Origin of the sequence: Pseudomonas sp. GXZC (genome assembly GCF_026967615.1) — a bacterium.
Classification (GTDB): Bacteria; Pseudomonadota; Gammaproteobacteria; order Pseudomonadales; family Pseudomonadaceae; genus Aquipseudomonas; species Aquipseudomonas azotoformans_A.
The window spans coordinates 3,878,869-3,902,311 of sequence record NZ_CP114115.1; the positions used below are offsets into that span (position 1 = coordinate 3,878,869).

The 23,443-nt window shown below is 61.7% G+C and carries 23 protein-coding genes and 1 pseudogene; 18 read left to right on the forward strand and 6 right to left on the reverse strand.

The window, feature by feature from the left end:
• The first annotated feature begins 62 nt into the window (after positions 1-62).
• The 3 genes from OZ428_RS18030 (at position 63) to OZ428_RS18040 (ending at position 2,325) form a co-directional block, all read left to right on the forward strand.
• A complete protein-coding gene (locus tag OZ428_RS18030; RefSeq protein WP_177003662.1) occupies positions 63-1,400 on the forward strand; it encodes an MFS transporter in 1,338 nt (445 codons plus the stop codon).
• A gap of 71 nt (positions 1,401-1,471) precedes the next feature.
• Entirely contained in the window at positions 1,472-1,924 is a 453-nt protein-coding gene (locus OZ428_RS18035) for a thiol-disulfide oxidoreductase DCC family protein (RefSeq protein WP_269130748.1), read from the forward strand.
• A complete protein-coding gene (locus OZ428_RS18040; RefSeq protein WP_269130749.1) occupies positions 1,921-2,325 on the forward strand; it encodes a DoxX-like family protein in 405 nt (134 codons plus the stop codon). The genes OZ428_RS18035 and OZ428_RS18040 overlap by 4 nt, the downstream gene beginning before the upstream one ends.
• Here OZ428_RS18040 and OZ428_RS18045 read toward each other — a convergent pair.
• Both OZ428_RS18045 and OZ428_RS18050 read right to left on the reverse strand, forming a co-directional pair.
• On the reverse strand, positions 2,279-3,397 hold the full coding sequence (locus OZ428_RS18045; RefSeq protein WP_269130750.1) for a saccharopine dehydrogenase family protein: 1,119 nt from the start codon (positions 3,395-3,397) through the stop codon (positions 2,279-2,281). The two genes, OZ428_RS18040 and OZ428_RS18045, sit on opposite strands and share 47 nt — an antisense overlap.
• Positions 3,398-3,477: 80 nt before the next feature.
• On the reverse strand, positions 3,478-4,644 hold the full coding sequence (locus tag OZ428_RS18050; RefSeq protein WP_177049883.1) for an MFS transporter: 1,167 nt from the start codon (positions 4,642-4,644) through the stop codon (positions 3,478-3,480).
• Between the two features lie 94 nt (positions 4,645-4,738).
• On the opposite strand from OZ428_RS18050, the gene OZ428_RS18055 reads away from it, so the two are divergent.
• Positions 4,739-5,632, forward strand: a complete 894-nt coding sequence (locus OZ428_RS18055) for a LysR family transcriptional regulator (protein ID WP_269130751.1) — start codon at positions 4,739-4,741, stop codon at positions 5,630-5,632.
• Between the two features lie 22 nt (positions 5,633-5,654).
• On the opposite strand, the gene OZ428_RS18060 is transcribed toward OZ428_RS18055, so the two are convergent.
• Complete coding sequence (locus OZ428_RS18060; protein WP_269130752.1) at positions 5,655-6,551, reverse strand: LysR family transcriptional regulator; 897 nt, start codon at positions 6,549-6,551, stop codon at positions 5,655-5,657.
• A 152-nt stretch (positions 6,552-6,703) separates the two neighbouring features.
• Here OZ428_RS18060 and OZ428_RS18065 point away from each other — a divergent pair, with 152 nt between their 5' ends.
• On the forward strand, positions 6,704-7,357 hold the full coding sequence (locus OZ428_RS18065; protein ID WP_033896550.1) for a hydrolase: 654 nt from the start codon (positions 6,704-6,706) through the stop codon (positions 7,355-7,357).
• A 45-nt stretch (positions 7,358-7,402) separates the two neighbouring features.
• On the opposite strand, the gene OZ428_RS18070 is transcribed toward OZ428_RS18065, so the two are convergent.
• On the reverse strand, positions 7,403-8,233 hold the full coding sequence (locus OZ428_RS18070) for an NAD(P)-binding domain-containing protein (protein ID WP_269130753.1): 831 nt from the start codon (positions 8,231-8,233) through the stop codon (positions 7,403-7,405).
• Positions 8,234-8,311: 78 nt separating this feature from the next.
• Between OZ428_RS18070 and OZ428_RS18075 the strand changes: the two genes are divergently transcribed.
• The 6 genes from OZ428_RS18075 (at position 8,312) to OZ428_RS18100 (ending at position 11,557) form a co-directional block, all read left to right on the forward strand.
• Positions 8,312-8,668 (forward strand): VOC family protein, encoded by a 357-nt coding sequence (locus tag OZ428_RS18075; RefSeq protein ID WP_269130754.1) that lies wholly within the window; start codon positions 8,312-8,314, stop codon positions 8,666-8,668.
• A gap of 44 nt (positions 8,669-8,712) precedes the next feature.
• Complete coding sequence (locus tag OZ428_RS18080; RefSeq protein WP_269130755.1) at positions 8,713-9,351, forward strand: hypothetical protein; 639 nt, start codon at positions 8,713-8,715, stop codon at positions 9,349-9,351.
• 57 nt (positions 9,352-9,408) lie between these two features.
• Entirely contained in the window at positions 9,409-9,957 is a 549-nt protein-coding gene (locus tag OZ428_RS18085) for an ATP-binding protein (RefSeq protein ID WP_269130756.1), read from the forward strand.
• 66 nt (positions 9,958-10,023) lie between these two features.
• Complete coding sequence (locus tag OZ428_RS18090; RefSeq protein ID WP_269130757.1) at positions 10,024-10,644, forward strand: LysE family translocator; 621 nt, start codon at positions 10,024-10,026, stop codon at positions 10,642-10,644.
• A 3-nt stretch (positions 10,645-10,647) separates the two neighbouring features.
• Positions 10,648-11,040, forward strand: a complete 393-nt coding sequence (locus tag OZ428_RS18095; RefSeq protein WP_269130758.1) for an ester cyclase — start codon at positions 10,648-10,650, stop codon at positions 11,038-11,040.
• Between the two features lie 34 nt (positions 11,041-11,074).
• Positions 11,075-11,557 carry a VOC family protein gene (locus tag OZ428_RS18100; protein WP_068932877.1) on the forward strand — a complete coding sequence of 161 codons (483 nt, stop codon included), beginning with the start codon at positions 11,075-11,077 and terminating at the stop codon, positions 11,555-11,557.
• Here OZ428_RS18100 and OZ428_RS18105 read toward each other — a convergent pair.
• Positions 11,554-12,450: an SGNH/GDSL hydrolase family protein gene (locus tag OZ428_RS18105; RefSeq protein WP_269130759.1), complete on the reverse strand. Its 897-nt coding sequence runs from the start codon at positions 12,448-12,450 to the stop codon at positions 11,554-11,556. The genes OZ428_RS18100 and OZ428_RS18105 overlap by 4 nt on opposite strands.
• Before the next feature lie 208 nt (positions 12,451-12,658).
• Between OZ428_RS18105 and OZ428_RS18110 the strand changes: the two genes are divergently transcribed.
• The 5 genes from OZ428_RS18110 (at position 12,659) to OZ428_RS18130 (ending at position 19,186) form a co-directional block, all read left to right on the forward strand.
• A complete protein-coding gene (locus tag OZ428_RS18110; protein ID WP_269130760.1) occupies positions 12,659-14,053 on the forward strand; it encodes a hypothetical protein in 1,395 nt (464 codons plus the stop codon).
• Between the two features lie 307 nt (positions 14,054-14,360).
• Positions 14,361-15,209: a 4-hydroxy-tetrahydrodipicolinate synthase gene (gene dapA / locus OZ428_RS18115; protein ID WP_269130761.1), complete on the forward strand. Its 849-nt coding sequence runs from the start codon at positions 14,361-14,363 to the stop codon at positions 15,207-15,209.
• Between the two features lie 125 nt (positions 15,210-15,334).
• On the forward strand, positions 15,335-16,507 hold the full coding sequence (locus OZ428_RS18120; protein ID WP_269130762.1) for an alpha/beta hydrolase: 1,173 nt from the start codon (positions 15,335-15,337) through the stop codon (positions 16,505-16,507).
• A gap of 139 nt (positions 16,508-16,646) precedes the next feature.
• On the forward strand, positions 16,647-18,023 hold the full coding sequence (locus OZ428_RS18125) for a cystathionine beta-synthase (RefSeq protein WP_269130763.1): 1,377 nt from the start codon (positions 16,647-16,649) through the stop codon (positions 18,021-18,023).
• Positions 18,020-19,186 carry a cystathionine gamma-synthase gene (locus tag OZ428_RS18130; protein WP_269130764.1) on the forward strand — a complete coding sequence of 389 codons (1,167 nt, stop codon included), beginning with the start codon at positions 18,020-18,022 and terminating at the stop codon, positions 19,184-19,186. The genes OZ428_RS18125 and OZ428_RS18130 overlap by 4 nt, the downstream gene beginning before the upstream one ends.
• A gap of 272 nt (positions 19,187-19,458) precedes the next feature.
• Here the strand turns inward: OZ428_RS18130 and OZ428_RS18135 are convergent, their stop codons facing one another.
• Entirely contained in the window at positions 19,459-21,657 is a 2,199-nt protein-coding gene (locus tag OZ428_RS18135) for an OsmC domain/YcaO domain-containing protein (protein ID WP_269130765.1), read from the reverse strand.
• A gap of 162 nt (positions 21,658-21,819) precedes the next feature.
• Between OZ428_RS18135 and OZ428_RS34740 the strand changes: the two are divergent.
• Positions 21,820-22,092: pseudogene (locus tag OZ428_RS34740) on the forward strand (PAS domain-containing protein); the annotation flags it as partial.
• A gap of 258 nt (positions 22,093-22,350) precedes the next feature.
• Entirely contained in the window at positions 22,351-23,385 is a 1,035-nt protein-coding gene (locus tag OZ428_RS18140) for a methyl-accepting chemotaxis protein (protein ID WP_442964843.1), read from the forward strand.
• Positions 23,386-23,443 lie beyond the last annotated feature (58 nt).

Sequence of the window (23,443 nt, forward strand, 5' to 3'; positions counted from 1 at the left end):
CGTCGCCCAACAGCCTGCCCCGATAATCAGTCATCCCCGCACCTATCCCGAGGCCTCCCCCCATGACGAGCCCATCCACCGAACAGGTCAGCCCCCAGACTTTGCGAAAGGTCATTATCGCCGCCGGCATCGGTAACTTTGTCGAGTGGTTCGACTTCGCCGTCTACGGTTTCCTCGCCACCACCATCGCGCAGCAATTCTTCCCCAGCGGCGACGCCAGCGCGGCGTTGCTCAAGACCTTCGCCGTGTTTGCCGTGGCGTTTGCCTTCCGCCCCCTGGGCGGGATTTTCTTCGGCATGCTGGGTGACCGCATCGGCCGCAAACGTACGCTGGCCATGACGATCCTGTTGATGGCTGGCGCCACCACGCTGATCGGCCTGCTCCCCACCTACGCCGCAATCGGCGTAGCGGCACCGATCCTGTTGTCGCTGATCCGCTGCGCCCAGGGTTTCTCTGCCGGGGGCGAATACGCCGGGGCCTGTGCCTATCTGATGGAGCACGCGCCCAGTGACAAACGCGCGTGGTACGGCAGCTTCGTGCCGGTGTCGACGTTTTCCGCCTTCGCCGCCGCCGCGGTGGTGGCGTATGCGCTGGAAGCGTCGTTGTCCGCCGAGGCCATGGGCAGTTGGGGCTGGCGCCTGCCATTCCTGATCGCCGCGCCGCTGGGATTGGTGGGGCTTTACCTGCGCTGGAAGCTGGACGAGACGCCCGCTTTCCAGGCGGTGAAAGAGGAGCACACCGTGGCCCACTCCCCGCTCAAGGAAACCCTGCGCAACCATGGTGCGGCGATCTGCTGCCTGGGCGCTTTTGTGTCACTGACGGCGCTGTCGTTTTATATGTTCACCACTTACTTCGCGACCTACCTGCAAGTGGCGGGCGGCTTGAGTCGGGCGATGGCGTTGCTGGTGTCGCTGATTGCGTTGATCTTCGCGGCGGCGATCTGCCCACTGGCGGGGTTGTATTCGGATCGAGTCGGCCGTCGTGTCACCGTGATGACCGCCTGTGTGTTGTTGATGGTGGTGGTGTATCCGTCGTTCCTGATGGCCAGCTCCGGCTCGTTCGCGGCCTCCATCGTCGGCGTGATGCTGCTGGCGGTGGGGGCCGTGCTGTGTGGCGTGGTCACGGCCGCCTTGCTGTCGGAAACCTTTCCGACCCGCACGCGCTACACCGCCTCGGCGATCACCTACAACCTGGCCTACACGATCTTCGGCGGCACCGCGCCGTTGATGGCGACCTGGTTGATCAGCACCACGGGCAGCAATCTGTCACCGGCGTTCTACCTGATTGCCGTGGCGTTGCTGGCGTTGGCAGGTGGGTTGGCGTTGCCGGAGACGTCGAGGATTTCCTTGCATGACGTGGGGCCGGAGGACAAAAGCACCGCGCCGTTGCTGTCAAGGTAAACGGCGCGAGGGTGGAAGCCGCTGAACGCAGGTATGATCCAGGCTAAACCGGCCCGATTGGACCCACCCTGATGCCCGTATCCCAAACCCGCCCCTCCCCCGCGCCGTTGCTCAAACCTGGCGAAACCGTGGTGCTGTTCGATGGCGTGTGCAAGTTGTGCAATGGTTGGGCGAGGTTCCTGATCCGCCATGACCGCCAACAACGCATACGCTTGGCGGCGGTGCAATCCCCCGAGGGCCAGGCGTTGCTGGCCTGGGCGGGGTTGCCCCTGGATCAGTTCGACACCCTGGCAGTCATTCGTAACCACCACTACTGGGTGCGTTCGGACGCCGTGTTCGAAATCATTGCGCAACTGCCTGCCGCGTGGCGTCCATTGCTGTTGTTGCGCATCATCCCGCGCAGGCTGCGGGATTGGGCTTACGACCGCATCGCACGCAATCGCTATCGGATTTTCGGGCGGTACGACACTTGCCTGTTGCCGCATCCAGACCATGAGCAGCGTTTCTTGAAGGCACCGCTATGACTCCCTTGGTGCGCATCAACTGGATCGCCCGAGTCGGGCTGGCGTTCATGTTTGCCTACCATGGGCTGGTGCCGAAGCTGCTGTGGCTAAGCCAGGGCGAGCGGGTGATGATTGAGGCGCATGGCATCGAACAGGTGCAGCTGTTCGCCACGCTGGCCGGAATTGGGGAGATCGTCCTGGCGCTATGGATCGTGCTTTCACCGCGCAGTGTCTGGCCCGTTGCAGTGGCTGCGGCGGCGCTGTCGGGCCTGCTGGTAGACGTGGCGATTGTCAGCCCGGCGATGCTCAGGGAGGCATTCAACCCTGTGTCGCTCAACGTGGCCGGGGTAGCGTTGTGCGCGATAGCGTGGTGCGCTAGTCCGAGAACCGTACAGAGAGACTCAGGTTCGCCGGGTCGTTGATGGCGGCCATGTACTCGTCGACGGTAATCTCACCGACGCATGGTCGCGCGCCGGGTTCAGGCGAATAGCCCTGGGCGATCTTGACCGCCAGCGCAACAGCAGCGCAGCTGGGGATTTCCGGGCCTTTGTCATTCAAGGCCGTCAATTGCACGGCCAGTGACAAAGGCTGGCCGTCAGCCCCCACACCCTGCACATCGATGTACATCGCGCTTTTACCATCGCCAAATCGCTCGAACCAGGTGCCCAACCGATGCAGGCGCGCGGCCCAGGCGACATGATCGCGCACGACCCCAAGCCGCCGAGCCTGGGCCAGCAAACCGTTGGCGACACCACCCAGCTTGAGCCCCGCGCCCGCCTTGAAGCGCAAGGTGTGGGCGCCGTAGCGGCTGGCGAAAATATCCATGTCCGGCACGTCCACGTTGGCCAGCACCCGCGTGCCCAGCCCAGGCATTTTGCGCAGCGTCAGGTCCTGCCAACCCAGCACTTCGTGTACCTGGCCATTCCTGAGTTGCTTGATCGGTTTGCCCGCGTAGGCCAGCACCCCTTCGATCGTCGACAGGCCCGGCATTTTGGCCGAAGAGGAAATGCCATGCTCGATCGAGTCGATGCGCGTAAAGCGCGACCTGTACTGGTCGATGAGCGCCGATGACAATGTCGGCACCGAACTGCAACCACTGAGAATGGCCACGCCCGCCTGCTTGGCCTGCGCATCCAGCACGCCCACGCCATTGACGAAGGTGCGGCAGTCGGACAGGTCGCAGTAGTTAACACCCGCCTCGATGCAACTCAGGGCTACCGCATAGGACTGCCCCTGGAACGGGCCGCCGGTATGAATCACTAACTGGATGCGCTTGGACTGTAAAACACCCGCGAATCCCGCCCCCATCGCGTCGCCGCACCAGCCCTCGCACGCCGTACCGGGCTGCGCGTTCAACGCGTCGAGCTTGCGCTGCAACTTGTGTGGATCACGGCCCGAGATCACCAACTCAATGCCCGGTGCTACGGCCAGATGTCGGCACACGATGCTGCCGAAATTGCCGTAGCCGCCGATCACCATCACCCTGAGTGCCATGCCCGTCTTCCCTGAACCATCGATCGTATGCTGCGCCTGCAACAGGCTGGCAGCTGAGGGGGCCAACGATACTCGATTTCCTAAACCGCCGCAGCCATGCGGGTTCTGGAACTCCAGGCAAAGCTCACGACCATCAGCAGCCCCAAGCCCGCCATCGCGGCGCCGGCCAGGGAAATCGCCGGGTAGCCCAGCCCTGCGTTGATCACCGCGCCGCCCACTGCGGCGCCAATCGCGTTACCGAAGTTGAAAGCGCCGATATTTACGGCCGAGGCCAGGTTTGGCGCATCCTTGGCCGCTTCCATCACGCGCATCTGCAACGGCGGCACGACGGCAAAGCTGGCGATGCCCCAGATGAGGATGCTCACCGCAGCCGGAATCGGCCAGCGCATCAAGAATGCAAAGGCCAGCAGGACCAGGATCAGTGCGCTCAACGAGACGATCAGGGTCCGGTCAATCGAGCGGTCCGCCGCCTTGCCGCCCCACATATTGCCCAGGGTCAGTCCGACGCCAAACAGCACCAGCATGGCCGTGATAAAGGGGGTAGACGCGTGGGTCTCATTGCTCAGGATCGGCGCGATATAGGTAAACACGGTGAACATCGCACCCGAACCGACCACGGTCAGGGCCAGCGCCGCCAGTACCGAACCACGCCCCAACACCTTGATCTCGGCCAGCACGCCGTCGCTTTTTGGCAGTGGCAGGTTAGGCAGCGCAAACCACAGCGCGACCATGGTCACCAGGCCCAACCCGCCAATGCCCCAGAACGCCGTACGCCAGCCAAGCAGCTCACCAAACCAGGTCGCCAACGGCACACCGCCAATGGTCGCCAGGGTCAGGCCCATAAACATTGCGGCGACGGCTCCGGCGCGCTTGTCCGGCGCGACCACGCTGGCGGCGACGATGGAGCCGACGCCAAAAAACGCGCCGTGGTTAAGCGAAGTGATGACGCGGGCGATCAACAGGTCGTAATAGCCGGTGGCAAGCGCCGACATCACGTTACCCAGGGTGAAAATGGCCATGAGCCCCACCAGCAGGTAACGCCGGGGAATCTTGCCGGTGGTCAAGATCATCAGGGGCGCGCCGAGCAGCACCCCCAGGGCATAGGCGCTGACCAACAGCCCTGCGGTGGGAATAGACACGCCAAGGTCATTGGCGATGGTGGGCAACATGCCCATGGGCGCGAACTCAGTGACGCCAATGCCAAAGGCACCGACGGCAAGGGCTACAAGGGGTGGATTGATACGCATGGAAGACTCCTCATTTATGCCGCAAATGCTACGATCAACGCTTTAACGGCACTAGACCGTTTAATTGGCAATCACCTTTGCGCACGAGGCAAAAATGGATTTCAACGGCAGGTCGGGCGAGATGGCGGTATTCGCGATGGTGGCGCAGGAAGGCAGCCTGTCGGCGGCGGCACGGGCATTACGATTGACGCCCTCGGCCGTCAGCCGGGTCATCGCACGTACGGAACAGCGCCTGGGCACCCGCCTGCTGATTCGCACGACCCGCGCCCTCGCCTTCACGGCCGAAGGCGAGGTGTACCTTCGCGGCGCCCGGCGCATCCTGGCCGACATGGACGAAGTCGAGGAAGCCATCGCCGACCAGGGCGCGCCCAAAGGCCGGCTACGGGTCAGTGCGGCCCTGGGCCACGGTCGCATGACCATCGTGCCCTTGGTGGCGGCATTCAGCGCCCGCTACCCGAACATTGTGGTGGACCTGACCTTGGGCGACGAAGTGGTCGACATCCTCGGCGGCCAAGCGGACGTGGCGATCCGCTTTGGCGACCTGCCAGACAGCCCGCTGACAGCGCGCCGCATCGGTGACACCGGCCAGGCGCTGGTGGCGTCGCCTGCGTACTTCCAGCAACACGGCACACCGCTGGAACCGAACGACTTGCTACGGCACAACTGCCTGCGCTTCAACTTCCGCCGTGCCCAATCCGACTGGCCCTTCGCCCGTAATGGCCGCGAGTTTTCGCTGAAGATCAACGGCAATATCGAATGCAGCAGTGGCGAAGCGCTCGCGCAACTGGCGCGCCTGGGCGCCGGTATCGCACGCATCGGCGAGTTCACGGTGGCAGAAGACCTGCATCGCGGTGACCTGGTGCGCCTGCTGGAATCCTGGAACCCCGGCGACAGGGAGCCGATCCACGTGGTGTTTGTCGGCGGTGCGAGCATGCCGGCGCGGATCCGCGTGTTTGTAGACTTTTTGCTGGAGCACCATCGGCTGTAAACCACGCCTGGCGCCAGCGTTGTCACCTGGCGACGTCACCCGCAAAGTGCGGAGACGTACCGAAATACTCGATCAAAAGTTCGGTGAGAACCCGAATCTTCTGGGCCGGATGCTGACCTGCAGGACGGACCATGTAGGCACCCGCCGACGGGGGTGGATACGCCGTCATGATCGGCACCAGCGCACCGCTGGCCAGGCTGTCATGGGTGAGGCAATCGGGCAGGTACGCGACGCCCAGCCCGGCTACAGCGGCAGCCACCAACGCCACACCGCTGTCCGCCTTGAAGCGCCCCTGGGGACGCACTGCAACGACCTTGTCGCCATCCAGAAATTGCCAGGCTTCCGTGCTCTGCATCAGGGCTTGATGGGCGATCAGTTCCTCCGGCTTCTGCGGGGCACCATGGGTTTTGATATAGCCCGGACTCGCAACCAGTTTGCCCTTGATCGGGCCAATGCAGCGTGCAATCAGATTGGAGTCCTGCAGGTAGCCGACCCGTATCGCACAGTCGTAACCCTCCGCGATCAGGTCAACAAAGCGATCGCTGTAGCAGGTCTGGATATGCAGTTGCGGGTGTCGTCGTGCCATTTCTGCCAGCACGGGGGCGAAATGGGTGGGGCCGAAAGACAGCGGCGCGGCCACTCGCAGGCGGCCTCGCAACGCACCGGCGGGCAGGATCGCTTCCCTGGCAACGTCTATTTCCGCACAGACCCTGGCGGCATAGTCGCGAAACGTAGCGCCGGCCTCAGTCAGCGCGGCCCCGCGCGTAGACCGGGCCAGTAACTGCACGCCAAGTTCTGCTTCCAGGCGCGCCAGCCTGCGACTGACGATTGACTTGGACACGCCAAGCCTCACCGCAGCAGGCGAAACGCCCCCCGCATCGGCAACCGCCACGAAGGTCTGAAGTTCTTCGATATCCAAATCAGTGTTCCTCTTTGAGCGACACAGCTAACCACCGCACGCGACTACCGCAATGAGTGTGGGAAAAGCACAGTGCTGTCCACAAGCAATGCGGCGACCTGCGCACTGCTTGATAGCTGATCCCGCTCACAACGACAACAAAGGATGTATGAATGACTTTTCGTAACGGCATTGACTCGCTGCTTCGCCCGGAAGATTCGGTACTCGTTCTGATTGACCATCAGCCTTACCAACTCACCAACCTGAACAGCCATGAGCCGCAGATGGTGGTCAACAATGCCACGGCGCTGGCCAAAGCCGCCAAGGCCTTCAACGTACCCACCATCCTGACCAGCGTAATCGCCGAACGTGGCGGTTTCATCTTCCCGCAAATCACCGATGTGTTTCCCGGCCAAACCGTCATCGACCGCACGTTCATCAACACCTGGGAAGATCAGGCCGTGGTGGACGCGGTAAAAGCCACTGGCCGCAAGCAACTGGTCATCGCGGGCCTGTGGACTGAAATCTGCGTGGCCATGCCGGTGATCCAAGCCCTCGGCGAAGGCTGGGACGTGACCGTGATCACCGACGCCTCGGGCGCTGTTTCCGTCGAGGCCCATCAGGTAGCGATCCAGCGCATGATTGCGGCCGGCGCGAACATGATGACCTGGCTGGCGATTGCCGCAGAATGGCAGCGCGACTGGGCGCGCAGCGAAACAGCCGGCGCACTGACGGAGGTGCTTCAGCAGCATGCCGCGGGTAGCGGCATTGCGTACCTGTGGGAGCAGCAATTGCTCAATACACCCGTGCCGGCTGTCGCGGGGTAATTAGAACGGGGATGAAGCGACGCTCGCGCGATGCTTCATCCCCGCTCACTGTTTCTTCGCCAAGCCTGTCGGCAGCGGCTTGTGCAGGCGTTCAAGCACTTCATCAGCCGCCGCTGTCCATGCCTGGGACGCTCCGTTATTCCTGAGCACCTCCAGCCCGGCCGCCGTAAAGGTGCCGGGCGTGGCAATGGCGCTACCCAACGCTTCGAGACTGGCCGTTGGCTGATGGCGGGCGCTGGCCAGGCAGTCTTGCAGGTTGCCCATCACTAGTTGGGCGGCCTGATCCTTGGACAGGCCTTTATCGGTGAACCACTGCTGAAGATCACTCAGGAAGAAATAGAACCAACCGTTCATGCAAGCCGCGACGGTGGCCAGTTCGAACGCCTCTTCCTGATCCAACACAACCAATGATCCAAGCGCGCCCAGCAGCGTTGCATGGGGTTCGCCGCCTGGTGTGACCACCACGGTTGTCTGGTTGATCTGCGCGGCATAGGACAACATGGCGCGCACCACACGTGCCTGCGGGAACCGGCGTTGCAACTCAGCCAGCGGCAATCCCGCCACCAGCGATACCAGCGTTTGCTCAGGTCTGAGCTGCACTTCATCGCAGAGCTGACCGACCACCTCCGGGCGCACGCCCAGCACCAACAAGTCCGCCCCATCGACCACCTGTTGATTGTCAGCCATCACCTCGCAGTCCCATTGCGCACTGAGGTGCTGCGCACGTTCGTGGTTGCGCGGGGACAGCAGCACCCGTCCGCTAAACCCACTGCGCCGCAGGCCGATCACCACCTTTTCCGTCAGTTCACCGACGCCCAGGATTCCAATGTTCAGCACGCGCTCCACTCCAATCAATTCTGTAGTCGGCTGCATCATAGGCATTATTCCTGTCTTCATGCAGGCAGCCGTTCACGCTACACTCGCCGCTCGAAAAGATCAGCCAGGAAGGCAAATATGAGTGCTCAAGGTAAAGACCGGCAAATCGACAACATCGAATTCAACGTCAGCGATATTGCCCGCAGCAAAGCCTTCTACGGCGGCGCGTTCGGCTGGACGTTTGTCGATTACGGCCCCACCTATACCGAGTTCAGCGATGGGCGTCTGACTGGCGGGTTCACCACGGGGGAGCCGGTTCGGCCGGGTGGCCCGTTAGTTATTTTGTACGCCGATGATCTCGATGCCACGCAGCAGCGACTCAAAGCCCTGGGGGCTCTCATCACCCGCGAGACATTTTCATTCCCGGGTGGACGCAGGTTCCACTTCACCGATCCGGATGGCTATGAACTGGCGGTTTGGAACGCTGATCAATAGGTCTCCCCCTCAAGCCCCACCCTCACAGGATATGAAGGTTACCCATGCGTTCTCTCTTTCCCCTGGCGCTCAGCTTGACGCTTATCGGCTGCGCCACCACCAAAACCGACGTGCGCAACGAGGCCCAGATCAGCCAATACGACCCGGCCAACTCGGCCCGAATCCGCCTGATCACGGGTGACACCACCAATGCGGGATTCCTCAGTGGCCAGACCTGCGAAGCGTTTTACAACGGGTCCCTGCTGACCAAAACGCCTGAAGAAGCCGGATGGCAAAAAGCGCATATCGACTCGGCGGGCCTCTACCCCTTCAGAGCCACCGACAGCCAGAACAGCGTGATTGGTATGCCTGCCAGCAAGGCGAGCAAAGCCATCAACCAGTCGCCTAAAGTGTTTGACGAGCACGTTATTGCGGCGGGTAAACCCTTTATTGCAGGGTTCGCCATGGGCGGTTCGCAAATGTCCTGCTTTCCCGCGCCTGTCACACTCATCCCCGAGCCCGGCAAAGATTATGAAATGGAACTGCAGATGGTCAAAATCAGCACGTTCAAGGCCGGTTGCGTGATTGCCGTTCGCCAACTCTCCGTTCAGGGCCACAACACGGTTGAAACACCGCTGAGACCGCAGGTGTGTGCCAAAACCCCATCGGGTTGGTACACCGTCACCCCGCAACCTTTGCCCTGAAATGCTGGGCAGGACATCTCCCTGACCTGAGACCCGGCGTGTGTTCATGGAGGAAAAATGCGGATCTACATCACAGGTGCATCCTGCGTAGGCGTCACCACGCTGGGTCACAACCTCGCCACGCGGCTGGGTCTACGACAAGTCGACGTCGATGACTTTTACTGGATGCCCACAAACCCTCCCTTCACAACCAAGCGACCTCCCAGCGACCGCGTTTCCCTGATGCAACAAGCACTCGGTGACGACGGCTGGGTGCTAAGTGGTTCCTGCATGGTGTGGGGCGATGCGCTGATTGCTGATGCTGACTTGATTGTCTTTGTGGTCACACCTACGCCCGTTCGCCTCGAACGTCTGGTCGCCCGCGAGATGGCGCGTTTTGGCGAGCGGATTGCACCCGGTGGTGACATGCACGCGATACACGTGGGCTTCCGGGAATGGGCTTTGCAGTATGACGACCCGAATTTCTCAGGACGCAACCGGGCGTGGCATGAGGCGTGGTTATCACAGCAGACGGCTCCGGTCTTAAGGATTGACGGGATGCGCAGTGCTGAACAGATGGCCGCTGATGTCGCAAATGCCGCGATAGCTCAAAACACGAACGACTGAGGCTGTCCAACGACCTCCACTCCCCTTATCCTCACAACTCCCCGCCCCCGCGAACCCGGAGCCGCCATGGACCTCGCCACCCTCGCCCTTTTCCTCCCCGCCTGCTTCGCCCTGAACATGGCGCCGGGTCCCAATAACCTGCTGTCCGTCAGCAACTCCACCCGCTACGGCTACCGCACGTCATGCCTGGCCGGCATCGGCCGCTTGCTGGCCTTCGCCGGCATGATCGCCCTCGCCTCTGCGGGTTTGGCAGTGGTGCTGCAAACGTCTGAGTTGTTGTTCTATGGGATCAAGATCCTGGGAGCGGCGTATCTGTTTTATCTGGCGTTTCAGTTGTGGCGGGCCAATTCGGAGGCAGAGGCGCAGTCCGCGACGGCCAGGGTGGGATTGTGGGCGTTGGCGCGGCAGGAGTTTTTGGTGGCGGCCGGCAATCCGAAGGCAATCCTGATCTTCACCGCCTTCCTCCCCCAATTCGTGGTGCCCGGCGAGCCCATCACTCCGCAATTCGCCCTGCTCGGCGCGATGTTCCTGGCGTTGGAGTGGATCGCCATCAGTGCCTACGCCTATATGGGCCTGCATATGCGGCGCTGGTTTGCCGAGCCGCGGGGCAAGCGGATTTTCAATCGGTGCTGCGCAGGGTTGTTGTCGGCGGCGGCGACGGTGTTGTTGATGGCGCGCAGGGCTTGAGACATGACTAGAGACGAACTCGCTGCCTTTTACCAAGGTTATATCGACTGTCTGAACCGTCAGGATTGGCAGCGCTTGGGCGACTTCGTGCACCCCGACGTAACCTACAACGCCGAACGGGTCGGCCTCGCCGGCTACCGCGCCATGCTGGAACGGGATTTTCGCGAGATACCGGACCTGGTGTTCCGCATCCAGCTGCTGGTGGCCGATCCGCCGACGGTTGCCAGCCGCCTGAATTTCACTGTGACGCCCAGGGGCGAGTTCTTCGGGCTGCCGATCAATGGGCGCACGGTGACGTTCGACGAAAATGTGTTCTACGAAGTGCTGGACGGTAAATTTGTCCACGTGTGGTCGGTTATCGACAAGGGGGCCATCGAGCAGCAACTGGCCGTCTAGACTCCACACAGCCATTTTCCTGTGGAGACCGACCATGAAAAGCAAGAACACCCTCTGCCTCTGGTACAACGGCACCGCCCTGGAGGCCGCCACCTTCTACGCCATGACCTTCCCCGACAGCAAGGTAAACGCCGTGCACCTGGCGCCCGGTGATTACCCGTCCGGCAAACAAGGCGACGTGTTGACCGTGGACTTCACCGTGTTGGGCATCCCTTGCATCGGCCTCAACGGTGGACCGATCTTCCCCCATACCGAGGCGTTTTCATTTCAGGTAGCCACCGATGACCAGGCCGAGACGGATCGTTACTGGAACGCCATCGTCGGCAACGGCGGCCAGGAAAGCGCCTGCGGCTGGTGCAAGGACAAATGGGGGTTGTCGTGGCAGATCTCACCGCGCGTGCTGACCGACGCAGTCACCCACCCCGACCCGGCCGTCGCCAAGCGCGCCTTTGACGCGATGATGACCATGAAGAAGATCGACATCGCCGCCATTGAAGCGGCGGTGGCCGCAGGCTAAGGCAACGCCTTGAGCATGGCCTTTGCCGCCAGGGCGTGGACCTTGCGGGTGGGGTGCCACTCGTCCCAGTAGTAATGCCCATCGGGGTTGGCGCACGCCGGTTTCACGTCCGGGTAGGTGGGCTGGCAGGGCGTGTCCATCTCCGTGAACCCATTGGATTGCGGATTGGCGCGTAGCGCGTCGCTGAACGCCAAATGGTCGAAGTAAGTGACCTTCGCCCCGCCGATCTGCGCCAACAGGGCCGGTAGCTTCTGTGCGAGCAACTGCTGGTAGTGCTTGGCGTTTTCGACCTGGCTGCCCTGCACCACGGCGGGCACGTGGCTGAGGTCCGTGGTGCCCACCACCATCACGTGCCTGGCCCCCGCTGCCACCAGTTGCTCGGTGGCATTGCGGATGTTGGCCAGGCTGGACTCGCTCAAGGCTTCGATGGTTTCAGGATGGGAGAAGTCGGCCCATTCGAAAAAATCGTTGGCCGAGATGAAGATGAAATACAGCGCCTTGGGATCGGCCTTGTGGGACTTGGCGGCCTGCAAATGCTCGGCAACCTGGCCGAGTACGCCGGTGTCCTGGGTCGGCATCATCCACGTGTAGTAGTTGCCGTGGCCACTTTTGGCGCCGCCCACCGCGTAGTCGGTCAGCGGTGTCTTTAATGCCTGGGCCAGGCCTTCAACGGCGGTTGGGCCATTGCTCCAGCGCCCCTTCCAGTACAGCGGGCCGGGCAGTGCCTGGGCGTCCTTGACCTTCTGCGCGGCAAGCCTTGTGGTGAGCACGTCGCCCGCGCCATTGTCGGAGTAGCTGTCGCCAAAGGCATACAAGTGATCGTAGGTCGAGGCGCCAAAGGCGGTCGACACAGACAGGGTCAGCAAGGCGGCCAAACACGCGCGTCGGATCATCGAGGTTCTCCCGGAAGGTGCGAATAGACTACCGGCTGGCTGAAAGCACGACAGGACGATTGCGACGCGCACATATCCGGCGACGGCTACACCCTTGCTGTGCCGGGGCTTGCGGCCAGGTTTGGCGCTCCACCAGCAACATCCGGCTAAAGATCCGGCCGCGCCTGCCGTCACCCTTAAATCCCTGAATGGACTCAATGAGGCTCCTGTGCGCTTTATCACTCCCCTTTTGCTGATCGGTGGCATCGCCACCCTGGCCGGTTGCGCCACCCAGAAAGCCAAGATCGATCAAATGTTTGCCCTGGCCCTGAGCCAACCGCTGGTTGAGAACAGCATCGTGCGCGAAGGCGATACGTTGAGCTTCGAGGTGCTGATGCCCACGCTCCCAAACAACCCCGTGCGTCGCACCCTGCAATTTGAGGCTGCTTGTTCTTCCACACAGTTGCATCTGCTGTACATGGACGCGGTCAAGCGTCTGTATCCAGGCAGCGTAGGCCGCTACGCTAGCGCGCAAAAGCTGTCGCCGAAGTTGCACGCAACCCTGGCCACCAACCAGACGTTCGTACGCGCCTGTGCCGAAACGCCAAAGCCCGACTGGCGCCTGGTACAGGCTAATGAGCGTGGCGATCAGGTGTTGATCGACGCCAACAGCATCAAGACCGTCAACGGCGACACACGCTTTTGGGCGGCCTTCGATAACCCGACAGTGCTCAACGACCTGCCGTACAACGCCCCTTACGCGCAAAAACGCGAACGCTTCGCGGTGTCGTGCAAGGACGGCACCTACATGGAATTGGCCGGCTACGACATCGACGCCAACAACCGCGTCAGCGACGGCCGTGTCGACAGCTTCCCCACGCCACAGAACATCGCCGGCAGCAATGCCGACTATGCGTTGCTGTTCAACAACGTTTGTACCAGCCCGGAAAAGGTCGCCACATTGCCTGCTTTCAAGCCCCGCATGAAGGCACCGACCACCATCGCCCTGACGTCGGTGCAACCCGCAGTGCTGGCGGCCATCACGCAGTTGAACCTGGACAAGCCCGCCCATTCGTTCAAGTACGTACAGTTTGTCGGCACCAGCAACTACCGCGGCAAGACCAGCGATAACAAAAGCACTCAGTTCGTCAGCCAGGATGCGCCGAGCGGGCAACTGGCCCTGGCGACGCGTGGCGACGGCTATGAAAGCCAGGCGGTGAGCTGGCGTAACTTGTTCCACTTGGTGTCGAAAGCCACCTACGGCGGCTCAGGCATGGCAGAAAGCTCGACCCTGACCCAGCTGAGTTTCACCGGTAACTGGAAGGCCTTGCCCCTGGGCGAAACGGTGACCTATACCACCACACGCTCCAGCCTCAATAGCCTGATTGGCAGCAGCAATTCGTCACTCACCACGCGTTGCCAGGTTGAACGTGAACTGCAAGCCAGTGAACTCAACGCGAAACTGTCGGGCACCGCCAAGGCCTTGTCCTGCCGCAGCGACGGTGACAAGTACAACCGTGTGAACCACCTGTACTTCCTGACCGACTACGCCTACTTCTTTGAATCGAGCACCGACAAGAACGAGTTTTTCTACTCCGACTCGCGTATCGATAAATTCGAGTAAGCCCCGTTCGAGTAAGCCCCGTTGACACACTCTGTAATCTTCCATGAAGATGGAGGCCTTATTCAGGGTGTGTCATCTCATGACTGCAACGTCTTCCGTTAACCTTTCCGTCATTGGCTCCGTTGCCAAGGCGCAAGGTTGCGTTGCGCACGCCCTCAAATCGAAGAAACAGTCGCTCATGTGACCGGGGCGCGCTGTCCCGTCAGATGAGCTGACAGGACATTGAGCGCGACGGCCTTCCTCCCTTGCACAATTCCCTCTGCCCTTCTGACGGTGACTCCAGCGGTCAATCATCAGGAGAAAGTGCATGTCAGCGTTTCAAGGTATCTGGGTTCCCGTGGTCACGCCGTTCCAGGACGGCGCTATCGATTTCATCAGTCTGCATCGCCTGGTCAGCCATCTGCTGGACAAGCACGTGGCCGGGATCATGGTGTGCACCACCACTGGAGAAGCGGCGTCGCTGAGTCGCCAGGAACAGTTGGCGGTGCTCGATGCGGTGTTGCAATGGGTGCCGGCAAACCGTGTGGTGATGGGCCTGGCGGGCAACAACCAGATTGAGCTGTTGCACTTCCAGCGCGAAATCCTGCAACGCCCGGTCGCTGGTTTGCTGGTGCCGGCGCCCAGCTACATCCGCCCGTCCCAGGCTGGCCTGGAAGCGTTCTTCCGCACCGTGGCCGATGCGTCCAGCGTGCCGATCATCCTGTATGACATTCCTTACCGCACCGGGTCGACCTTCGAGCAGGCCACCTTGCTCAACATCGTCGCCCATGAGCGGATCGTCGCGATCAAGGACTGTGGCGGCAACCTGGGCAATACCCTGGCGCTGCTGGCGAGTGGCAATGTGGCGGTGTTGTGCGGCGAGGATATCCAGATCTTCAACGCCTTGTGCCTGGGCGCGACCGGGGCGATTGCGGCTTCGGCCCATGTACACACCGAACGGTTTGTGGCGCTGTGGCAGCAGGTGCGTGACAACCAGCTGTCGGAGGCGCGGGAGACGTTTTTCCAGTTGCTGCCCTTGATCAACACGCTGTTCATGGAGCCCAACCCGGCGCCGGTAAAAGCGGCCCTGGCGTTGCAGGGGTTGATCAGCAGCGAGTTGCGCGCGCCAATGCAGCGCGCCAGCGATGCGGTTGTCACCCGGCTGACGCAGTTATAGGAACCGGCTGACAGAGGCGATCTGATCGCCTCACACAGCCGTTACTATTGGTCATATTTTTGGTTGGCGATAGCGCAGACGGCCGCGTAAGGTCGGCTGCACATTGCATCGGTCCGGGGATCTGGATGAAATCACTGCGTTTTCTGATACTGCTCAGCCTGGCGGGTTGCTCTGCCCACTCAGCAGTACTGCCGTCACCCGCGCCCGACAGTTTTGAACGCTACCGCCAGCAGACGCTGGCGGACCTTGAGCGCGACCGACGCTTTCAAGACACCGACCACAGCTTGGAGCTGGACTGGAATGCGCCGCGTGAATGGGTCGCGCAAACGCCCAATGGCCACGGCGTTTTGCTGGTGCACGGTTTGGGCGATTCGGCGGGCTCTTTCAGCGATATTGGCGCGCATCTGGCCTCGCGGGGCTATCGAGTACGCACGCTGTTGCTGCCAGGGCATGGCACACAACCGTCGGACATGCTGGACGTCGACATTGAGGATTGGCGCCGAACCGTGGCCCAACAAGTGGAGCTGCTGCGTCGAGAGACGGACCAGGTCTACCTGGGTGGTTTCTCCACCGGCGCCAACCTGGTGCTGGAGTACGCCATGGACAATCCTGACATTGCCGGGCTGTTGATGTTTTCCCCGGCGTTCAAGGCCCGTAATCGCTATATCTGGCTGCTGCCCTGGCTGGCCCACATCAAGCCATGGCTACGTGACCCGGACGGTCCGCGCCAGCAACAAACACCGCTGCGCTACCAGAATGTGCCTACCAATGGCTTTGCCCAGTTCTACCAGACCAGCAAGTCGGTCATCGACAAGCTGGAAGAGCGACCGTTTGATCGACCCGTGCTGATCGTCAGCGCGGCCCATGACTCAGTGGTGGATGTGGAGTTTGTACGGGAGAGCTTCGCTGGGCGCTTCACCCACCCGGCCTCACGCATGATCTGGTACGGCGAGCCCGCCACGTCGCCGCAACTCCCGCGTTTGCTGGTGCGCACTGACCACCTCCCGGCCCAACAGGTCAGTCGGTTCTCCCACATGGGCGTGCTGTTCGCACCCGACAACCCCCTGTACGGGCCCGGCGGCAGCCAGCGCGTGTGCCTGAACGGCCAGACCGATGAGGACTTTGCGCGTTGCCGCGCAGGCGAATCCGTGTGGTACTCGGACTGGGGCTATCGCGAGCCGGGCAAAGTGCATGCGCGGCTTACCTTCAACCCGTATTTCGATTGGCAGGCCCAGGTCATGGACCAGGTGATGCAAGCCTCGTCACCGGCATTGACCCAGCGGCAAAAGCAACCCTGAAGGCCAATGCGCCAAAAAAAGATAAACAGCGGACTCCCCGGTTGCGAGTGCCGCGTTCCAGGCCTATGGTCGAAGGCACACTTTGCATTTTGTTGCATTTTGCGGTCCACCCCGACGCCAACTCGCACCAGGTGACACCATGCCCAGCCCTTCCCGCCCCGCCGTCCTCGAACTGATCGGCAATACGCCGCTGGTTCGGGTCAGCCGGTTCGATACCGGCCCCTGCACATTGTTTCTCAAGCTTGAATCCCAGAACCCCGGTGGTTCAATCAAGGACCGCATCGGCCTGGCCATGATCGACGCCGCCGAACGCGACGGCCGTTTGCGCCCCGGCGGCACCATTATTGAAGCCACCGCTGGCAACACCGGCCTGGGCCTGGCGCTGGTCGGTCGGGCCAAGGGCTACCGGGTGGTGCTGGTGGTGCCCGACAAGATGTCCACGGAAAAAGTACTGCACCTCAAGGCCATGGGCGCCGAGGTACATATCACCCGCTCCGACGTGGGCAAGGGCCACCCCGAGTATTATCAGGACGTGGCCGCGCGCCTGGCCAAGGACATTCCGGGCTCGTTCTTCGCCGACCAATTCAACAACCCATCCAACCCCCTGGCCCATGAAACCAGCACCGCGCCGGAAATCTGGGCACAGACCCAGCATGATCTGGACGCCATCGTCGTAGGCGTCGGCTCTGCCGGTACCCTCACCGGCCTGACGCGCTTCTTCAAGCGCGTACAACCCGAACTGGCGATGGTGCTGGCCGACCCGGTGGGCTCGGTGATGGCCGAATACAGCCGCAGTGGCAAAATGGAAACGCCGGGGTCCTGGGCGGTGGAAGGCATTGGCGAAGACTTCATTCCGTCGATTGCCGACCTGTCCAGCGTGCGTCAGGCCTACTCCATCAGCGACGAAGAAAGCTTCGATCACGCCCGGCAGTTGCTCAAGGCCGAAGGCATTCTCGGCGGTTCATCCACCGGCACCCTGCTGGCTGCGGCCCTGCGATACTGTCGCGAACAGACCGAGCCCAAGCGCGTGGTGACTTTTGTCTGTGACACCGGCACCCGTTACCTGTCGAAGGTCTACAACGACCAATGGATGAACGACGCAGGCCTTTTGCACTACAAGCACTACGGCGACCTGCGCGACCTGATCGCGCGGCGCTTCGAAGACGGTCGTGTGATCAGCGTGAGCCCCGACGACACCTTGCTCACCGCCTTCCAGCGCATGCGCCTGGCGGATGTGTCGCAGTTGCCAGTGCTGGTGGATGGTCAACAGCTGGTGGGAGTGATCGATGAATCCGACATCCTCCTGGGCCTGCACCAGGACGCCACGCATTTCTCCATGATTGTCTCCAGCGCCATGACCGATACCCTGCAAACCCTGTCCCCCAGCGCCAGCCTTGCGCAATTGCAGGCGGAGCTGGATCGCGGCCTGGTCGCCATTATCGCCGACGCCACAGGCTTCCACGGCCTGATTACCCGCGTCGACCTGCTCAACCACCTACGGAGATCCCTTGCATGAGCCCATCCGACAAAAGCGCCTTTGCCACCCGTGTGATCCATGCAGGACAGTCCCCCGACCCGACCACGGGCGCGCTGATGCCGCCGATCTACGCCAACTCCACCTACCTGCAAGACAGCCCCGGCGTACACAAAGGCTTCGACTACGGCCGCTCCCACAACCCCACGCGGTTTGCCCTGGAGCGCTGCGTGGCGGACCTGGAAGGCGGTAGCCAGGCGTTTGCCTTCGCTTCCGGGCTGGCGGCGATTTCGACAGTACTGGAGTTGTTGGATGCCGGCGCCCATATCGTCTCCGGCAATGATTTGTATGGCGGCACCTTCCGGCTGTTCGACAAAGTGCGCCAACGCAGCGCCGGGCACCGCTTCAGCTTTGTCGACCTGAGTGACTTGTCGGCCTTTGAAGCGAGCCTGCAGGACGACACGCGCATGGTCTGGGTCGAGACCCCCAGCAACCCGCTGCTGAGCCTCACAGACCTGAGCGCCATCGCCCGAATCTGCCGCGATCGCGGCATCATTTGCGTGGCCGACAACACCTTCGCCAGCCCGTGGATCCAGCGTCCTCTGGAACTGGGCTTTGATGTAGTGGTGCATTCCACCACCAAATACCTCAATGGCCACTCCGATGTCATCGGCGGCATCGCCATTGTCGGCGACAACCCCGAACTGGCGGAGCGCCTGGGCTTTTTGCAAAACTCGGTGGGCGCCATCGCCGGGCCCTTCGACGCGTTCCTCACCCTGCGCGGCGTGAAGACCCTGGCGTTGCGCATGGAACGCCATTGCAGCAACGCCCTCGACCTGGCCACCTGGTTGGAGCAACAACCGCAAGTGGCACGGGTTTATTACCCAGGCCTCAAGTCCCATCCGCAGCATGACCTGGCGCGCAAACAGATGCGTGGGTTTGGCGGGATGATTTCGATTGACCTGAACAGCGACCTGGCCGGCGCCACGCGCTTCCTGGAAAACGTCAAGATCTTCGCCCTGGCCGAAAGTCTCGGCGGTGTGGAAAGCCTGATCGAACACCCGGCGATCATGACCCATGCGAGCATCCCGGCGGCAACGCGGGCGCAGCTGGGGATTGGGGATGGGTTGGTGCGGTTGTCGGTGGGGGTTGAGGATGTGGAGGATCTGCGGGCGGATTTGGCACAAGCCCTGGCACGTATCTAAACAGGTTGGCTTGGCCTGTGTGGTGGGCGGGCTTGCTGTGGTGATTGGGCCTAGTGTTGTGATTAGGCTGTTGTGGTGAGCGGGCTGTTGTGGTGAGCGGGCTTGCCCCGCGCTGGGTGGCGAAGCCGCCCCAATAAAAACGCCGCACTCTGTCAGGCAGGATGCGGCGTCTGGTTTTAGGGCTGCTTCGCAGCCCAGCGCGGGGCAAGCCCGCTCACCACAACAGCCCGCTCACCACAACCACAGCAAGCCCGACCCGGTGCTGGCGAAGGTCAACTGATGGTGATATTGGCCCGCGCCGCATGCAGCTTCTTGTAGCTGTCAATCAAGCGCAAATGCCGGTCCAGCCCTTCCAGCTTCATGCTGGTCGGCGTCAAGCCATAAAAGCGCACATCACCCCGCACCGAGCCAATCACTGCATCCATCCGCTCATTACCAAACATGCGACGGAAGTTGGCTTCGTAGTCGGCCAGTTCCAGGTCGTCGTCCAACTCCATCTCCAGCACCGCATTCATCGCCTGGTAGAACAGGCCACGTTCAGCAGTGTTGTCGTTGTACTGCAGGAACATCTCCACGCACTCCTTGGCCTCTTCATATTGCTGCAAGGCCAGGAAGATCAGCAGTTTCAACTCCAGGATGGTCAGTTGACCCCAGGCGGTGTTGTCATCGAACTCGATGCCGATCAGGGTGGTGATATCGGTGTAGTCGTCAAGCTCGCTTTCGATCAGGCGCTCGACCAAGGCTTGCAACGCTTCCTCGTCGAGGCGGTGCAGGTTGAGAATGTCCTCGCGGAAAAACAGCGCCTTGTTGGTGTTGTCCCAGATCAGGTCGTCCACCGGGTAGATTTCCGAATAATCCGGTACCAGGATGCGGCACGCAGTGGCGCCGAGGTGTTCGTACACCGCCATGTAGGACTCTTTACCCATACCCTCCAGAATGCCGAACAAGGTCGCGGCTTCCTGGGCATTGGAGTCTTCGCCTTCGCCTGAGAAGTCCCACTCGACAAACTCGTAGTCCGACTGCGAACTGAAGAAGCGCCACGACACCACGCCGCTTGAGTCGATGAAGTGCTCCACGAAGTTGTTCGGTTCGGTCACCGCCTGACCTTCGAAGGTCGGCTGCGGCAAATCGTTTAGGCCCTCGAAACTGCGACCTTGCAACAGCTCGGTGAGACTGCGCTCCAGCGCCACTTCCAGGCTTGGGTGCGCGCCGAACGAGGCGAACACACCGCCGGTGCGCGGGTTCATCAGGGTCACGCACATCACCGGGAATTCGCCGCCCAGGGACGCGTCTTTCACCAGTACGGGAAAGCCTTGGGCTTCGAGGCCCTGGATACCGGCGAGAATGCCAGGGTACTTGGCCAACACCTCGGCCGGTACGTCCGGCAACGCGAACTCGCCTTCGATGATTTCACGCTTCACGGCGCGCTCGAAGATCTCCGACAGGCACTGCACCTGGGCTTCAGCCAAGGTGTTGCCAGCGCTCATGCCGTTGCTGAGGTAGAGGTTTTCGATCAGGTTGGACGGGAAGTACACCACCTCATCGTCCGATTGGCGCACGAACGGCAGCGAAACAATGCCACGTTCTTCATTGCCGGAGTTGGTGTCGAACAGGTGCGAGCCGCGCAGTTCGCCCTCGCGGTTGTAGACCTTCAGGCAGTAGGCGTCGAGGATTTCACCAGGCAGCTCGTCGTTGGGGCCTGGCTGGAACCAGCGCTCATCCGGGTAATGCACAAACGGTGCATTGGCCAGTTCCTCACCCCAGAACTGATCGTTGTAGAAAAAGTTGCAGTTGAGCCGTTCGATGAACTCACCGAGTGCCGACGCCAGGGCGCCCTCTTTGGTCGCGCCCTTGCCGTTGGTGAAGCACATCGGAGAATGCGCATCGCGGATATGCAGCGACCACACGTTGGGCACGATATTGCGCCACGACGCGATTTCAATCTTCATGCCCAGGCCGGCCAGGATGCCGGACATGTTGGCGATGGTCTGCTCCAGCGGCAGGTCCTTGCCAGCGATGTAGGTGCCGCCCTCGGAGGTGGAATTAGGCATCAACAAGGCCTGGGCGTCGGCGTCCAGGTTTTCGACTTCTTCGATGACGAACTCAGGTCCGGCCTGCACCACTTTCTTGACCGTGCAACGGTCGATGGAACGCAGGATGCCTTGGCGGTCTTTGTCGGAGATGTCCGCCGGCAGCTCGACCTGGATCTTGAAGATCTGGTTATAGCGGTTTTCCGGGTCGACGATGTTGTTCTGCGACAGGCGAATATTCTCGGTGGGGATATTGCGCGTCTGGCAGTACAACTTCACGAAGTACGCCGCGCACAACGCCGACGACGCCAGGAAGTAATCGAACGGCCCCGGTGCCGAGCCATCGCCTTTATAGCGGATGGGCTGGTCGGCAATCACCGTGAAGTCGTCGAACTTGGCTTCAAGCCGGAGGTTGTCGAGAAAGTTGACCTTGATTTCCATGGGGGCACACCAGAATAACGGCTAAACAAAAATGGCCGCCATTATGAGGGGTTTCACCGGGAAGTTTCAGGCTTTTGACCAGTGGCTGGCGAATTGGCCAATGTGGATTAACCTTTTCGCAGATGGCGCCGATGGACTGTGGGCAACCAGGGAGTAGTCGGAATGCGCAATAACCAGCCTGTAACACAGCGTGAGATTTCCCTCGCGCCTTCGCAAAAACTCATCTCCGCCACGGATGTCCGAGGTGTCATTACTTACTGCAACGACGCCTTCGTCGACATCAGCGGCTTTGAACGCGCCGATTTGATTGGCGCACCGCAGAACATCGTGCGTCACCCCGATGTGCCCCCCGCCGTGTTTGCGCACATGTGGAGTGCGCTCAAGCAAGGTCTGCCCTGGATGGGCATCGTCAAGAACCGCTCGAAAAACGGTGACCATTATTGGGTCAACGCCTATGTCACGCCCATATTCGATGGCAGCAAAGTGGTGGGCTTCGAGTCTGTGCGGGTCAAGCCCACGGCCGATGAGATCCGTCGGGCCCAGGCCCTGTACCGGCGCATCAGCCAGGGTAAGCCGGGCGTTCCACGCCAGGACACCTGGCTGCCGGCCGCCATCAGCTGCGTGCCGTACGTGGCAACCGGGCTTGTCGGCAGCTTCGCCGGTATCTTCCTGAGTGCGCCCGTCGCCGTTGCTGTGGCCGTTGCAGTCGCAGTACCGGTGGGCGTGCTCTGCTCACGCTGGCGTCAGGGCAGCACGTTGCGCCTGTTGCAAGGGGTGGAGCCCTCGACCTCGGATGCCTTGATCGCGCAGATGTACAGCGACGCCAGCGGGCCACAGGCACGTCTGGAAACGGCGTTTCTCAGCCAGAACGCACGCCTGAAAACCTGCCTCACCCGCCTGCAAGACAGCGCCGAGCAACTGAGCGCCCTGGCCGGGCAATCCGATCAGTTGGCCACCGCCAGCTCCAAGGGCCTGGACCGCCAGCGCGTCGAAACCGAACAGGTCTCGGCCGCTGTCAACCAGATGGCCGCCACCACCCAGGAAGTCGCCAGCCATGTGCAACGCACCGCCGACGCCACCCAGCAGGCCAACGTCCTGACCGGGCGCGGCCGCGAAGTGGCACGTGACACCCGTGAGGCGATCGAACGCCTGTCTGCGGTGGTCAGCGAAACCGGTGCGACCGTGGCGCAACTGGCCAAGGACAGCGACGAAATCGGCAGCGTGGTGGACGTGATCAAAGGCATTGCCGACCAGACCAACCTGCTGGCCCTCAACGCCGCCATCGAAGCAGCGCGTGCCGGCGAACAAGGCCGTGGTTTTGCCGTGGTGGCCGACGAAGTGCGGCAACTGGCACAGCGCACGTCCCAGTCCACCACCCAGATCCATGGGTTGATCACCCAGCTGCAAGCGTCCTCCAACAATGCCGTGCAAAGCATGGAACACGGCCAACGCCAGGCCCAGGAAGGCGTGGCCTGGGTGCTGGAGGCGGACCAGGCGCTGGTCGGCATCAGCGAAGCGGTGTCCCATATCACTGACATGACCACCCAGATCGCCGCCGCCACCGAGGAACAGAGCGCGGTCGCCGAGGAAATCAGCCGCAACATCACCACCATCGCCGAACTGGCTGACCAGACGTCGATACAAGCCCATCAATCCACGGACCTGAGCAAGGAGCTGACGAACACCGCATCTACCCAATATGCGTTGGTGGAGCGGTTCAATCGCTGATACCCCTTAAGCAGGTTCGCCTCTTTGCGGGGCGACCCGGCTTGGGTTAACGTTCTCC

Excerpts from the sequence above, each read along its gene's own strand:
- dapA (WP_269130761.1), top strand. The coding sequence starts at position 14,361 with ATGTCAGCGTTTCAAGGTATCTGGGTTCCCGTGGTCACGCCGTTCCAG.
- OZ428_RS18045 (WP_269130750.1), bottom strand. The coding sequence starts at position 3,397 with ATGGCACTCAGGGTGATGGTGATCGGCGGCTACGGCAATTTCGGCAGC.
- OZ428_RS18105 (WP_269130759.1), bottom strand. The coding sequence starts at position 12,450 with ATGATCCGACGCGCGTGTTTGGCCGCCTTGCTGACCCTGTCTGTGTCG.
- OZ428_RS18080 (WP_269130755.1), top strand. The coding sequence starts at position 8,713 with ATGCGTTCTCTCTTTCCCCTGGCGCTCAGCTTGACGCTTATCGGCTGC.
- OZ428_RS18135 (WP_269130765.1), bottom strand. The coding sequence starts at position 21,657 with ATGGAAATCAAGGTCAACTTTCTCGACAACCTCCGGCTTGAAGCCAAG.
- OZ428_RS18040 (WP_269130749.1), top strand. The coding sequence starts at position 1,921 with ATGACTCCCTTGGTGCGCATCAACTGGATCGCCCGAGTCGGGCTGGCG.
- OZ428_RS18125 (WP_269130763.1), top strand. The coding sequence starts at position 16,647 with ATGCCCAGCCCTTCCCGCCCCGCCGTCCTCGAACTGATCGGCAATACG.
- OZ428_RS18030 (WP_177003662.1), top strand. The coding sequence starts at position 63 with ATGACGAGCCCATCCACCGAACAGGTCAGCCCCCAGACTTTGCGAAAG.
- OZ428_RS18085 (WP_269130756.1), top strand. The coding sequence starts at position 9,409 with ATGCGGATCTACATCACAGGTGCATCCTGCGTAGGCGTCACCACGCTG.
- OZ428_RS18090 (WP_269130757.1), top strand. The coding sequence starts at position 10,024 with ATGGACCTCGCCACCCTCGCCCTTTTCCTCCCCGCCTGCTTCGCCCTG.
- OZ428_RS18035 (WP_269130748.1), top strand. The coding sequence starts at position 1,472 with ATGCCCGTATCCCAAACCCGCCCCTCCCCCGCGCCGTTGCTCAAACCT.
- OZ428_RS18065 (WP_033896550.1), top strand. The coding sequence starts at position 6,704 with ATGACTTTTCGTAACGGCATTGACTCGCTGCTTCGCCCGGAAGATTCG.
- OZ428_RS18095 (WP_269130758.1), top strand. The coding sequence starts at position 10,648 with ATGACTAGAGACGAACTCGCTGCCTTTTACCAAGGTTATATCGACTGT.
- OZ428_RS18130 (WP_269130764.1), top strand. The coding sequence starts at position 18,020 with ATGAGCCCATCCGACAAAAGCGCCTTTGCCACCCGTGTGATCCATGCA.
- OZ428_RS18070 (WP_269130753.1), bottom strand. The coding sequence starts at position 8,233 with ATGATGCAGCCGACTACAGAATTGATTGGAGTGGAGCGCGTGCTGAAC.
- OZ428_RS18120 (WP_269130762.1), top strand. The coding sequence starts at position 15,335 with ATGAAATCACTGCGTTTTCTGATACTGCTCAGCCTGGCGGGTTGCTCT.
- OZ428_RS18075 (WP_269130754.1), top strand. The coding sequence starts at position 8,312 with ATGAGTGCTCAAGGTAAAGACCGGCAAATCGACAACATCGAATTCAAC.
- OZ428_RS18100 (WP_068932877.1), top strand. The coding sequence starts at position 11,075 with ATGAAAAGCAAGAACACCCTCTGCCTCTGGTACAACGGCACCGCCCTG.
- OZ428_RS18055 (WP_269130751.1), top strand. The coding sequence starts at position 4,739 with ATGGATTTCAACGGCAGGTCGGGCGAGATGGCGGTATTCGCGATGGTG.
- OZ428_RS18050 (WP_177049883.1), bottom strand. The coding sequence starts at position 4,644 with ATGCGTATCAATCCACCCCTTGTAGCCCTTGCCGTCGGTGCCTTTGGC.